The following is a 12,833-nucleotide window of genomic DNA, read 5'->3' as shown; positions in this document are numbered from 1 at the left end:
ATATGTTCGTGCGGTGTGATGCGTCCATCCTGCACGCGGACCTGGATTCCTTCTACGCGTCCGTCGAACAGCGCGACGACCCGACGTTGCGGGGCCGCCCCGTGATCGTCGGGGGTGGGGTGGTGCTCGCCGCCAGCTACGAGGCGAAGGCCTACGGTGTGCGCACCGCGATGGGTGGCGGCCAGGCGCGACGGCTGTGCCCGCACGCCGTGGTGGTGCCGCCGCGGATGCGGGCTTACAGCCGCGCCAGCGAGGCGGTCTTCGAGGTGTTCCGCGACTGCACGCCGATCGTTGAGCCGCTCTCGGTGGACGAGGCGTTCCTCGACGTCGGCGGGCTGCGCCGGGTTTCCGGGACACCGGTCCAGATCGCCGCGCGGCTGCGTGCCGACGTGCGAGAGCGGGTCGGGTTGCCCATCACCGTGGGCGTCGCCCGGACCAAGTTCCTCGCCAAGGTCGCCAGCCAGGAGGCCAAGCCGGACGGGCTGTTGCTGGTCCCGCCCGACCGGGAGCTGGCCTTCCTGCACCCGCTGCCGGTGCGGCGGCTCTGGGGTGTGGGCGCCAAGACGGCAGACAAACTCCACGCCCACGGGCTGGTGACGGTCGCCGACGTCGCCGAGCTGAGCGAATCGACGCTGGCGTCGCTGCTGGGCTGCGCGATGGGCCGCCAGCTGTTCGCCCTGTCCCGCAACATCGACCGCCGGCGGGTGACCACCGGAGCGCGTCGCCGGTCGGTGGGCGCGCAGCGCGCGCTGGGCCGCGCCGGCAACACGATGTCACCCGCCGAGGTCGACGCGGTGGTGGTCAACCTGATCGACCGCATCACCAGCCGGATGCGCGTCGCCGGACGCACCGGGCGCACGGTGACGCTGCGCCTACGGTTCGACGACTTCGGCCGGGTGACGCGCTCGCGGACGCTGCCGTGGGCGACGTCCTCGACGCAGCCGGTCCTGGCCGCCGCGCGCCAGCTGGTAGCGGCGGCCGCGCCACTGATCGCCCAGCGCGGGCTCACGCTGGTCGGCTTCGCGGTGTCGGGCATCGACCGAAGCGGCGCCCAGCAGCTGACGCTCCCCTTCGACGACGACGAGCACCGGCTCGCGATCGATGCGGCGATTGACCGGGTGCGCGATCGCTACGGCAAATCCGCGCTGACGCCCGCGGTGCTCGTGGGCCGCGACCCCGGGCTGGAGATACCGCACCTACCCGACTGAGCGGTTTGCACCTCGTTTCGAATTCTCCTACGCCGCAAATGTTTTCAATGATTTGAGGTTGATGTGAGACGGTCTTCGCCCGTGGCGCGTCCGAAGCCCCGCTAGCTAGGCTGGGGAAAACCCGACCTCGAAAGTGAGTAACTGAACACGATGCCGCCGCCGGACAAGGCCCGCGCAAGCGGCCCGCCCCGCGAAGGCATCCTGCTCGGTTACAGCGCCGTATTGGCGTTGTCAGCGGGTTTCGTCAACGCGGTCGCGCTCCTGATCCTGGCCTTGCCGGTCGGTAACCTCACCGCGATCACCACGCAGTTGGGCATGAACACGGCCAACCCGTGGCTCTATGAAGGCCACGTGCTCGGTGCGATCTTTCTGGGCTTCCTGATGGGCGCGACGGTGGCCGGGGCGGTTCTTGCGCCCACCGAAGCCCTCGCGGGCCGCCGGCACGCCTTCGTGCTGCTCACCGAGGCGGCCCTCCTAGTGCTGGCCGCCGCCGGCGTGGAGGAAACCTTTGTCAGGCGGCAGATCAATGCGCTGGGGGTCGAGCTAACCGCGGTGCAGGCGCTGCTGGCCGCCGCGGCCCTCGGTCTCCAGAACGGGATGACCTCGAGCTTCCGCGGGATGGCGATCCGCACCACCCACTTCACCGGGACGGTCACCGACCTCGGGCTGATGCTCGGCCGCAGTCGGCAACACGGCATCAAGAAATGGAATGCCGCGATTCTGGTGACGACGCTCCTATTGTTTCTGGGAGGGGGCGTGGCCGGGATCGTGTTTGGCGCCGAGTTGGGCGGTTACGCGTTGCTCATTCCGGCCGCGACCTGCGCGGCCGTCGCCGGGGCCAACGTGCTGCATGGTGCTGGCCGCAAAGACGAACCGGTTCCCGATGCCGAGGAAGCCGTGCGGGTCTGAGCCGGCTCAATTCGAGCCCGCCCACTCCAAAAGCTTGTCGGCCGGCCAGGCGTTGACGATCCGGTCGACGGGCACGCCGTTGTCCACGGCACGCTGAGCGCCGTAGCCCAGAAAGTCGAGCTGGCCGGGCGCGTGTGCGTCGGTGTTGATGCTGAACACGCAGCCGATGTCCAGTGCCAACTTGAGCAGGCGGGTCGGCGGGTCGCGCCGTTCGGGCCGCGAATTGATCTCCACCGCGGTCCCGTGCTCGCGGCAGGCGGTGAACACCGCTTCCGCGTCGAACTTCGACTCCGGCCGGATGCCCCGGTTTCCGGAGACCAGCCGGCCGGTGCAGTGGCCCAAGACGTCGGCATGTGGATTGGACACGGCCCGCACCATGCGCCGCGTCATCGCCGCGGCATCCATCGACAGCTTCGAATGCACGCTGGCCACGACGACGTCGAGGCGCTCGAGCAGCTCGGGCTCCTGGTCGAGGCTGCCGTCTTCGAGGATGTCCACCTCGATCCCGGTCAGGATGCGCATCGGGGCGAACTGGTCACGCAGCCTGTCGATCACGTCGAGCTGGGCGCGCAGCCGTTCCGGCGACAGCCCGTTGGCGATCGTCAGCCGCGGCGAATGGTCGGTCAGCGCACAGTACTCATGCCCCAGCGCGGACGCGGTCGCCATCATCTCGTCGATCGGAGCGGACCCGTCGGACCAGTTCGAATGCAGATGCAGGTCGCCGCGCAACGCGGCACGGATGTCACCGCCGCCGAGATCCTCTGCGGTGGAACGCAATTCGACGAGGACATCGGGCTCGCGGCCCGACCAGGCCTGGTCGATCACCTTCGCGGTTTTGGGCCCGATCCCGGGCAACGACTGCCAGCTGTTGGCCTGGCCGTGCCGCTCCCGCGCCGCGTCGTCGAGACCTTCGATGATGTCGGCGGCGTTGCGATACGCCATAACCCGCCGGGGATCGTGGCGGCTGCGGTCCTTGTAGTAGGCGATCTGCCGCAAAGCGTCAACGGGATCCATGGTTCCAGTGTGCCCGCGCGGTGACTGCAAGCGGGGCGCAGCCGGGCGCCGCAGGCGACCGCCGCAATCCCCTAGACGAGCGTCACCCACTTGCTCGGGGTCGCCCTCGGACTTCTGCATGGCCGATGCTGTTGCGCCACAGATGATTCCGTGCCAAGAAACTTCAGCGCGCTGTCGCTCACAGTTAATCCGACATGCGTATAACTAGCTGAGCTAAACGTACGTTCGGCTAAGAATCGCGCCGAGGGAACGGAGACGTCGTCGTGGATTATGGGTTGCTGCCCCCTGAGGTGAATTCCGGGCGGATGTATGCCGGGCCGGGCTCGGGACCGATGCTGGCGGCCGCGGCGGCCTGGGATGCGTTGGCTGCGCAGTTGGAGTCCGCCGCCAGCGGCTACTCGGCGGAGGTGTCGGGGCTTACCGGGCGGTGGTTTGGTCCGTCGGCGACGAGGATGGCGGCCGCGGCCACACCGTTCGTGGCGTGGTTGCAGGCCAGTGGGATTGCGGCAGCGCGCACCGCGGCCCAAGCGTACGAGGCGGCGGCGGCCTACGAGGCCGCGTTCGCGATGACCGTGCCCCCGCCGGTGATTGCGGCCAACCGGGCGCAGTTGATGGCGTTGATCGCGACCAACTTTCTCGGGCAGAACACCCCGGCGATCGCGGCCACCGAAGCCCAGTACATGGAGATGTGGGCCCAAGACGCTACCGCGATGTATGCCTATGCCGCTGCATCGGCGCCCGCGAGCACCCTGACCCCGATTCACGAACCGCCCCAGACCACCAACGAGTCCGGGCGCGACGCGCAGGCCCGTTCGGTTGCCCAGACCGCGGGCAACACAACCGGCGCCCGCACCCAGTCACTGACCCAGCAACTCAGCACCAACGCGACCCGCCAGCTAGCCTCCCCCAACACCGCCGTCACCGGCGAGATCACCGGGCCCGGCACATACGGCCCCGGCACCTACACGACGTCGCAAGGGGGCATCGTCAATATCGGCGCCGGCAGTTCCCTCATCATCGACGCTGGCACTTTCAACGTAAATTACAGCTGCACCATCAACATCGAGTCCGGCAGCACATTGATCCTCACCAACGGCGGCTGGATGCAAATGATCGGCAATGGCGCGACGTTGACCATCCAGAACGGCAGCAGTTTGACGCTCACTGCGCAAAGTATCTGCGGCATGGGGGCCTTCTCCGGCGATAGCGTCACGATCTCTGACAGCATCGTCACGGTCGGGGTCGGGTCCACCGGAGGAGCATTGGAAACCTACGGTGGAACTCTCAACATCGTCAGCGGAGTGGTCTCCACGACCGGCAACGTCGTCCTCGCGCAGCCATACACCATCAGCGCGGCGGCCGCCGTACCGTCGGCGTCAACCGGGGCGGGCGCACTCCCCGGGGCGGGCGTGCTCAGCAGCTCACCTGGCCTGGCGGGAACCGCGGGAATTCAACCTCAGCTCGACGCACCCAGTCTCCTGCAATGGGCGCAGAGCCTATCCGGGGCCGAGGCGGCGGCGGGAGCGGTCTGAGCATGACCGCCCATTAGCAGATCGGGAGGGTCGCAGCGCTACGTTCAGAGCAGCTGGCCGACCACAAACCCGGCCAACAGCACGCTGAAGCCGCCGATCTCGCCGGCGGTGAGCAACACCATCACCAACCGGGTGCCGGATGACGGATCCGCGAATTGGTTGACGGTGTCGCGCCGCGCCCCGTGCCCGATGTAGCTCAGGATGGCGCCGACGAAGAAGAAGACGACCACACCGGCCGCGCTCAGGTTGACCCACGTCGGCCACGCGCTGAGCTCGACGAAGACCGCCAGCAGCAGCGTCGCGAACGAGTAGAGCAACGCCGCCCGGTGTGCGATGTCGACGTAGGGATGGGCGCGATGGTCGGGCGCGGCCATGATCTGCCGGTACTTCCACACCCCGAGCACCAGCGCCAGCAGAAAGATCAGGCCGGCCGCCAGCAGCGTGACCTTGGTGTCGAGTCCGAGGGAGTAGCTCATCGCCCCGCTGAGTTTAGTTGCCCTTCATAAAGATCGACTAACGTCGATTCCATGCGATTTGCGTTCAAGACCTCACCCCAAGACACCACCTGGGCGGACATGCTCGCCGTCTGGCAGACCGCCGACGATATCGACGTCTTCGAGTCCGGGTGGACCTTCGACCACTTCTATCCGATCTTCTCCGACAGCACCGGGCCCTGCCTGGAGGGTTGGACGACGCTGACCGCGCTGGCCCAGGCCACCAAACGACTGCGGCTGGGCACCCTGGTCACCGGGATCCATTACCGGCACCCGGCATTGCTGGCCAACATGGCCGCCGCGCTCGACATCATCTCCGGCGGCCGGCTCGAGCTGGGCATCGGCGCCGGGTGGAACGAGGAGGAGTCGGGCGCCTACGGCATCGAATTAGGCAGCCTGCGGGAACGCTTCGATCGGTTCGAGGAGGCGTGTCAGGTGCTGATCAGCCTGCTCAGCCAGGAGACCACCGACTTCGACGGCAAGTTCTACCAGCTCAAGGGCGCCCGCAACGAGCCCAAGGGCGTGCAGCGCCCCCACCCCCCGATCTGCATCGGTGGCAGCGGGGAGAAACGAACGCTGCCCCTGACCGCCCGTTACGCGCAGCACTGGAATTTCGTCGGCGGCCCGCCGGAGGAGTTCGCGCGTAAGCGCGACGTGCTGGCCGCGGAGTGCGAGAAGATCGGCCGCGACCCCAAGGAGATCACGCTGTCGGCCCACCTGCGCCTGGACGAGGAGCGCAACTACCAGCAGGTCCTCGAGCAGGCGGCTGGACTGGCGGCCGAAGGGCTCGACCTGGGCATCCTGTACATCAACCCACCGCACGACCCGGCCGTTCTAGAACCGCTGGCCGAGGCCATCCGCGATTCGGGGCTGTTGGACGGCTGATCGCGGGCCGGCCGCCACGAGCGACTTTGAGCAAACCCCCCGAGCGCCGTGCGCGGCCGTGTCGGCTGTTCACACCCCGAAGAGCAGCAGATCCTCGGCCGTAACCAGGCGTTCGTGCTTGGCGGGAAACTCGCGACTTTTGACCGGGTGGCGCAGCCATGACCAGGCCATTCGCCCCACCCGCGATCGAGGTAATGGATTCATATGCACAGTGACCACTCCTGCGACGGTCTGTTCAGCCGGGGCCTCTGTGGCATGAAGCCCACAGCGGTCCATTAGACACCTACGTCCTGGCAAACTAGGGCAGGCTCGCCGAACGATTGTCGGCGTGTTTCTGGTGTGACTGGTGTGATTACTGCAGCGGTACGGCCGTCGGCTTGACCGGCGCGGGCAGCGCGGTCGCGCCCATCAGGTACCGGTCCACGGCGGCGGCCGCGGCCCTGCCTTCAGCAATCGCCCAGACGATCAACGACTGGCCGCGGCCCATGTCCCCGGCCACGAACACACCGGGCACCGACGTGTCGAAGTCGGCTCCGCGCGCCACGTTGCCGCGATCGGTCAGTTTGACCTCGAGGTCGGTGAGCAGCCCCTCGCGTTCCGGGCCGACGAACCCCATGGCCAGCAACACCAGGTCGGCCTCGAGCTCGAAGTCCGAACCCTCGACCTTGACGAACTTGCCGTCCTGCATGGTGACCTCGTGCGCCTTGAGCGCCGTCACGTGGCCGTCCTCGCCGATGAACTGCTCGGTGTTCACCGAGAACACCCGCTCACCGCCCTCTTCGTGCGCCGACGAAACCCGGTACATCAGCGGATAGGTCGGCCACGGGGTCGATTCGGCGCGAGTGTCCGGCGGGCGCGGCATGATCTCGAACTGGTGCACGACGGTCGCGCCCTGCCGGTGCGCGGTACCCAGACAGTCCGCCCCGGTGTCACCACCACCGATGATGACGACCTTCTTGCCCTTCGCGGTGATGGGAGGTTGCCCGTCGGGCCCCAGGACGTCGTCGCCCTCCTGCACCCGGTTCCCCCAGGGCAGGTACTCCATCGCCTGGTGGATGCCGTCGAGGTCGCGTCCCGGGATGGGCAGGTCCCGCCCAGCCGTGGCGCCGCCGGCCAGCACCACCGCATCGAAGTCGGCGCGCAACTGCTCGGCGGTGATGTCCACCCCGACATTGACGCCCGCCCGGAATTCGGTTCCCTCGGCGCGCATCTGGTCCAGGCGGCGGTCGAGGACCCGCTTCTCCATCTTGAATTCCGGAATGCCGTAGCGCAGCAGCCCACCGATGCGGTCCGCCCGCTCGAAAACAGTGACCGTGTGGCCGGCGCGGGTCAGCTGCTGGGCGGCGGCCAAACCGGCCGGGCCCGAGCCCACCACCGCGACCTTCTTCCCCGTCAGCTTGTCCGGGGGCAGCGGCACGACGAAGCCTTCGTCGAAGGCGTGGTCGATGATCTCCAGCTCGATCTGCTTGATCGTCACCGGATCCTGGTTGATGCCGAGCACACACGCCGGTTCACACGGCGCCGGGCACAGCCGCCCGGTGAAGTCCGGGAAGTTGTTGGTGGCGTGCAGCCGTTCGATCGCGTCGCGCCAACGGCCCCTGCGTACCAGGTCGTTCCACTCCGGGATGAGGTTGCCCAGCGGACACCCGTTGTGGCAGAACGGGATCCCGCAATCCATGCAACGGGTCGCCTGCTCGCGCAGGGTGTCCTCGTCGAAGTCCTCGTAGACCTCGTGCCAGTCCTTCAACCGCAGCGGGACGGGCCGACGCTTCGGCAGTTCCCGGTGGGTGTACTTGAGAAAGCCGCTCGGATCAGCCATGTGCTGCCGCCATGATCGCCTTGTCCACGTCGGTGCCGTCGCGCTCGGCCTGGGCGATCGCCTGCAACACCTTCTTGTAGTCGCGCGGCATCACCTTGACGAAGTGGCGCTGTTGGGAGCGCCAGTCGGCCAGGATCCGCTGGCCGACCGCGGAATCGGTGGCGTCGACGTGCGCCTGGATGATGCCGTGCAGGAATTCGGCGTCATCGGAGTCCAGGCTCTCCGTGTCGACCATCTCGATGTTGAGGTTGTCCGGAAGTTCCTCGTCCGGGTCGTACACGTAAGCCACACCGCCTGACATTCCCGCCGCAAAGTTGCGGCCGGTCGGACCGAGGATCACGACCCGACCACCCGTCATGTATTCGCATCCATGGTCACCCACGCCCTCGACGACGGCGTGGGCGCCGGAGTTGCGGACCGCGAACCGTTCGCCGACCACTCCGCGCAGGAACGCCTCGCCGCTGGTCGCACCGAACAGGATCACGTTGCCGCCGATGATGTTGTTCTCGGCCACGTAGTCCTGCGGGGCGTTGTCGGAAGGACGCACCACGATCCGGCCACCGGACAGACCCTTGCCGACGTAGTCGTTGGCGTCGCCGTAGACCCGCAAGGTGATTCCCTTCGGCACGAAGGCCCCGAAGCTGTTGCCCGCGGACCCCTCGAAGGTGATATCGATGGTCCCATCCGGAAGCCCCTGGCCGCCATAGGCTTTCGTCACCTCGTGGCCGAGCATGGTGCCCACCGTGCGGTTGACGTTGCTGATCGTGGTGGAGAACCGCACCGGCTTGCCGGAATCGAGTGCCTCACGGCTCATCACGATCAACTGCTGGTCCAGCGCCTTGTCCAGGCCGTGGTCCTGCCGGGAGCTGCAGTAGAGGTCCTGGTTCATGAACGCCGACTCCGGCTCGTGCAGCACCGGCGCGAGATCCAGCTTGTGCGCCTTCCAGTGCGCCCGAGCCAGGGTGGTGTCCAGCGCCCCCACCTGGCCGACCGCCTCGTTGAGGGTACGGAAACCCAACTGCGCCATGTACTCCCGTACCTCTTCGGCGATGAACATGAAGAAGTTCTCGACGAATTCGGGCTTGCCGGTGAACCGCTCACGCAGCACCGGGTTCTGGGTGGCCACGCCTACCGGGCAGGTGTCCAGGTGACACACCCGCATCATGATGCAGCCGGCCACCACCAGCGGTGCGGTGGCGAAGCCGAATTCCTCGGCGCCGAGCAGCGCGGCGATCATCACGTCCCGGCCCGTCTTGAGCTGGCCGTCCACCTGGACCACGATCCGATCACGTAAACCGTTGAGCAGCAACGTCTGCTGCGTCTCGGCCAGGCCCAACTCCCACGGCGCACCGGCGTGTTTCATCGACGTCAGCGGCGTCGCGCCGGTGCCACCGTCGTGACCGGAGATCAACACCACGTCCGCGTGCGCCTTGGAGACACCGGCGGCAACCGTGCCGACGCCGTTCTCGGAGACCAGCTTGACGTGCACCCGCGCGGACGGGTTGGCGTTCTTCAGGTCGTGGATCAGCTGTGCGAGATCCTCGATGGAGTAGATGTCGTGGTGCGGCGGCGGCGAGATGAGCCCGACACCGGGCGTGGAATGCCGCACCTCGGCAACCCACGGGTAGACCTTGTGGCCGGGAAGTTGGCCTCCCTCACCGGGTTTCGCGCCCTGCGCCATTTTGATCTGGATGTCGGTGCAGTTGGTCAGGTAGTGCGACGTAACGCCGAAGCGCGCGGAGGCGACCTGCTTGATCGCGCTGCGCCGCCAGTCCCCGTTGGGGTCGCGGTCGAAACGTTTGACGTCCTCGCCGCCCTCGCCACTGTTGGATCGCCCGCCCAGACGGTTCATCGCGATCGCGAGCGTCTCGTGCGCTTCGGCGGAGATCGAGCCGTAGCTCATCGCACCGGTGGAGAAGCGCTTGACGATCTCGCTGGCCGGCTCGACTTCTTCCAGCGGAATCGGGGGACGCACTCCGCCACGGAATTTGAGCAGGCCGCGCAACGAGGCCATCCGCTCGCTCTGGTCGTCGACCAGGCGGGTGTAGTCCTTGAAGATCTTGTACTGGCCGGTGCGCGTCGAGTGCTGCAGCTTGAACACGGTCTCCGGGTTGAACAGGTGGTACTCACCCTCGCGGCGCCACTGGTACTCGCCGCCCACCTCGAGCTCGCGGTGCGCGCGCTCGTCCCGGCGGTCCAGGTAGGCCAGCCGGTGGCGGGTGGCGACGTCGGCGGCGATGTCCTCCAGGGTGATCCCGCCGATCGGGCAGCTCAGCCCGGTGAAGTACTCGTCGAGCACGTCCTCGGAAACACCGACGGCCTGGAACAGCTGCGCGCCGGTGTAGGAGGCCAGCGTCGAGATGCCCATCTTGGACATCACTTTGAGCACGCCCTTGCCCGCGGCCTTGACGTAGTTGTTCAAAGCCTTCTCGCGCTCCTGCCGGTCGGCGAAGCCGTCGATCGCGCCGCGGTCGAGCATGTCCTCGATCGACTCGAACGCCAGGTAGGGGTTGATCGCCGCCGCCCCGCAACCGATCAGCATCGCCATGTGGTGCACCTCGCGGGCGTCACCGCTCTCGACGACCAGGCCCACCTGGGTGCGCGTCCGGTCGCGCACCAGGTGGTGGTGCACACCGGCAACGGCGAGCAGCGACGGGATGGGCGCCATCCGCTCGTCGGACTCGCGGTCCGACAGGATGATCAGCCGCGCGCCGTCGGTGATCGCGGCCGACGCCTGGGCGCGCACGTCATCGAGCGCCGCGGCCAATCCTGCGCCGCCCTCGGCGACCGGGTACAGGCAGCGAATCACCTTGGACCGCATGCCATGCGGACGCCCGTTGACCTCATCGTCGGGATTGAGGTTGATCAGCTTGGCCAGCTCGTGATTACGCAGAATCGGTTGCTGCAACATGATCTGGTGACAGGAGATCTCGGTCGGTGTCAGCAGGTCACACTCGCCGCCGGTGGTGCCCTGCAGGCTGGTCACCACCTCCTCGCGGATGGCGTCCAACGGGGGGTTGGTCACCTGCGCGAAGAGCTGCTGGAAGTAGTCGTAGAGCATCCGCGGCCGCTGCGACAGGACCGCGACCGGGGTGTCGGTGCCCATCGAGCCGATCGGCTCGGCGCCGGTACGCACCATCGGCGCAACCAACAGGTTGAGCTCTTCATAGGTATAGCCGAATGTCAACTGCCGCTTGACGAGTCGATCATGCGGCATCCGCACGTAGTCGCCCTGCGGCAACTTCTCGAGGGGAACCAGGTTCCGGTCGAGCCATTCCTGGTACGGGTGCTCGGCCGCGAGTTCGGCCTTGATCTCCTCGTCGGAGACGATGCGCCCCTGCGTCGTGTCCACCAGGAACATCCGGCCGGGCTGCAGCCGCATCCGGCGCACCACCGTGGCGGGGTCCAAGTCCAGGACGCCGGCCTCGGAGGCCATCACCACCAGACCGTCTTCGGTCACCCAGATCCGCGACGGGCGCAGGCCGTTTCGGTCGAGCACGGCGCCCACGATCGTGCCGTCGGTGAAGGTGATCGACGCGGGCCCGTCCCAGGGCTCCATCAACGAGGCGTGGTACTGGTAGAAGGCCCGCCGCGCCGGATCCATGGACTCGTTGCGTTCCCATGCCTCGGGAATCATCATCAGCACCGCGTGGGCCAGGCTGCGGCCACCGAGGTGCAGCAGTTCGAGCGCCTCGTCGAACCGCGCGGTGTCGGAGGCGCCCGGGGTACAGATCGGGAACAGCTTTTCCACGTCGGCTTCCGAGCCGAAGACGTCGGTCTTGATCAACGCCTCGCGGGCCCGCATCCAGTTCTCGTTGCCGGTGACCGTGTTGATCTCACCGTTGTGCGCGACCCGACGGAACGGGTGGGCCAGCGGCCAGGACGGGAAGGTGTTGGTGGAAAACCGGGAGTGCACGATGCCCAGCGCACTGGTCAGCCGATCGTCCTGCAGGTCAAGGTAGAACGCCTTCAGCTGCGGGGTGGTCAGCATGCCCTTGTAGACCAGGGTCTGACCGGAAAGGCTTGGGAAGTAAACGGTTTCGCGCCCGGGACCGTCCTGACCGGGGCCCTTGGTGCCGAGTTCGTGTTCGGCACGCTTGCGGACCAGATAGCACCGGCGCTCCAGCGTCATGTCCGACGCGCCGGCCAGGAACACCTGCCGGAACGTCGGCATCGCGTCACGCGACAGCGCGCCCAGTGAGGAGTCGTCGATGGGCACGTTGCGCCAGCCCAGCACCGTCAGGCCCTCGGCTTCGGCGATCTTCTCCACCGCATCGCAGGCCGCCGCGGCGTCCTTGGACGACTGCGGCAGGAAGGCGATGCCGGTGGCGTAGCTGCCCGCCGGGGGCAGCTCGAAGTCGACGACGGCACGCAGGAACTCATCCGGTACCTGAATCAGGATGCCGGCGCCGTCACCGCTGCGAGGCTCGGCGCCCTGAGCACCGCGATGTTCGAGGTTGAGCAGCGCGGTGATTGCCTTGTCCACAATGTCGCGGCTACGACGGCCGTGCATATCGACGACCATGGCTACCCCGCACGAATCGTGCTCGAACGCGGGGTTGTATAACCCGACGCGCTTGGGCGTCATATGCACCTGACCCTTCACCTGAACGTTTCGAGCGGCGTTAACGGCTGCTTCGATGAGGTCGTACCCGGAGGTTGCGGGCTACGGACCCCTCGGTCTTGTCTCGATAGGCTGTCCCCCAGGCGGAGACGATCCCGTTAGGGATGCGTCCGTGCAGCGCTGAACGGTGGCCTGGAAACCGGTCTCGACAAGTCGTAAAACGATATGACAATACCCGCCTGACATGCCAACTTCGTCAAGTCTAACCGCCAGCTGGCAGCGCCGTAAATTTCGCGAAGGCCGACGGGCGGCAACCCGGCCGACGTGCGGTTCGATCGCTGCTCGAAGGCTGCAATCTTCGTCACAACCGCGCCGCTGGAAGCGCTCCGGCGCGGTTGTGACGAAGAT

Annotated in this window: 8 protein-coding genes; 4 read left to right on the top strand and 4 right to left on the bottom strand. The window is 67.2% G+C overall.

Annotated features, from left to right (window positions below):
- Positions 1-2 precede the first annotated feature (2 nt).
- Both dinB and A5713_RS14890 read left to right on the top strand, forming a co-directional pair.
- Positions 3-1,208 carry a DNA polymerase IV gene (dinB, locus tag A5713_RS14895; protein ID WP_068096568.1) on the top strand — a complete coding sequence of 402 codons (1,206 nt, stop codon included), beginning with the start codon at positions 3-5 and terminating at the stop codon, positions 1,206-1,208.
- A 150-nt stretch (positions 1,209-1,358) separates the two neighbouring features.
- Entirely contained in the window at positions 1,359-2,117 is a 759-nt protein-coding gene (locus tag A5713_RS14890) for a YoaK family protein (protein WP_067925774.1), read from the top strand.
- A gap of 6 nt (positions 2,118-2,123) precedes the next feature.
- Here A5713_RS14890 and A5713_RS14885 read toward each other — a convergent pair whose 3' ends face one another.
- Positions 2,124-3,131 (bottom strand): PHP domain-containing protein, encoded by a 1,008-nt coding sequence (locus A5713_RS14885; protein WP_067925770.1) that lies wholly within the window; start codon positions 3,129-3,131, stop codon positions 2,124-2,126.
- 263 nt (positions 3,132-3,394) lie between these two features.
- Here A5713_RS14885 and A5713_RS29535 point away from each other — a divergent pair, with 263 nt between their 5' ends.
- Positions 3,395-4,663 carry a PPE family protein gene (locus tag A5713_RS29535; RefSeq protein WP_156751894.1) on the top strand — a complete coding sequence of 423 codons (1,269 nt, stop codon included), beginning with the start codon at positions 3,395-3,397 and terminating at the stop codon, positions 4,661-4,663.
- Positions 4,664-4,707: 44 nt separating this feature from the next.
- Here the strand turns inward: A5713_RS29535 and A5713_RS14875 are convergent, their stop codons facing one another.
- The gene (locus A5713_RS14875; RefSeq protein ID WP_068096562.1) at positions 4,708-5,139 is read right to left on the bottom strand and encodes a hypothetical protein; all 432 of its coding nucleotides are present in this window, start codon (positions 5,137-5,139) and stop codon (positions 4,708-4,710) included.
- A 51-nt stretch (positions 5,140-5,190) separates the two neighbouring features.
- Between A5713_RS14875 and A5713_RS14870 the strand changes: the two genes are divergently transcribed.
- On the top strand, positions 5,191-6,042 hold the full coding sequence (locus A5713_RS14870; protein WP_067919016.1) for an LLM class F420-dependent oxidoreductase: 852 nt from the start codon (positions 5,191-5,193) through the stop codon (positions 6,040-6,042).
- Between the two features lie 352 nt (positions 6,043-6,394).
- Here the strand turns inward: A5713_RS14870 and A5713_RS14865 are convergent, their stop codons facing one another.
- Both A5713_RS14865 and gltB read right to left on the bottom strand, forming a co-directional pair.
- Positions 6,395-7,861 (bottom strand): glutamate synthase subunit beta, encoded by a 1,467-nt coding sequence (locus A5713_RS14865; RefSeq protein WP_068096560.1) that lies wholly within the window; start codon positions 7,859-7,861, stop codon positions 6,395-6,397.
- The gene (gene gltB, locus A5713_RS14860; protein WP_068096609.1) at positions 7,854-12,449 is read right to left on the bottom strand and encodes a glutamate synthase large subunit; all 4,596 of its coding nucleotides are present in this window, start codon (positions 12,447-12,449) and stop codon (positions 7,854-7,856) included. Before gltB ends, A5713_RS14865 begins: the two co-directional genes overlap by 8 nt.
- Positions 12,450-12,833: the final 384 nt, after the last annotated feature.

Origin of the sequence: Mycobacterium sp. E2497 (assembly GCF_001668695.1) — a bacterium.
Lineage (GTDB): Bacteria > Actinomycetota > Actinomycetes > Mycobacteriales > Mycobacteriaceae > Mycobacterium.
The sequence above is the reverse complement of the archived record's forward strand: the minus strand, read 5'-3'. Positions and strand labels throughout refer to the sequence as shown.

What these genes read in the sequence shown, in the direction of transcription:
- A5713_RS14890 (WP_067925774.1), top strand. Translation starts at nt 1,359, where the DNA reads ATGCCGCCGCCGGACAAGGCCCGCGCAAGCGGCCCGCCCCGCGAAGGC.
- A5713_RS14885 (WP_067925770.1), bottom strand. Translation starts at nt 3,131, where the DNA reads ATGGATCCCGTTGACGCTTTGCGGCAGATCGCCTACTACAAGGACCGC.
- A5713_RS14870 (WP_067919016.1), top strand. Translation starts at nt 5,191, where the DNA reads ATGCGATTTGCGTTCAAGACCTCACCCCAAGACACCACCTGGGCGGAC.
- gltB (WP_068096609.1), bottom strand. Translation starts at nt 12,449, where the DNA reads ATGACGCCCAAGCGCGTCGGGTTATACAACCCCGCGTTCGAGCACGAT.
- A5713_RS14865 (WP_068096560.1), bottom strand. Translation starts at nt 7,861, where the DNA reads ATGGCTGATCCGAGCGGCTTTCTCAAGTACACCCACCGGGAACTGCCG.
- dinB (WP_068096568.1), top strand. Translation starts at nt 3, where the DNA reads ATGTTCGTGCGGTGTGATGCGTCCATCCTGCACGCGGACCTGGATTCC.
- A5713_RS14875 (WP_068096562.1), bottom strand. Translation starts at nt 5,139, where the DNA reads ATGAGCTACTCCCTCGGACTCGACACCAAGGTCACGCTGCTGGCGGCC.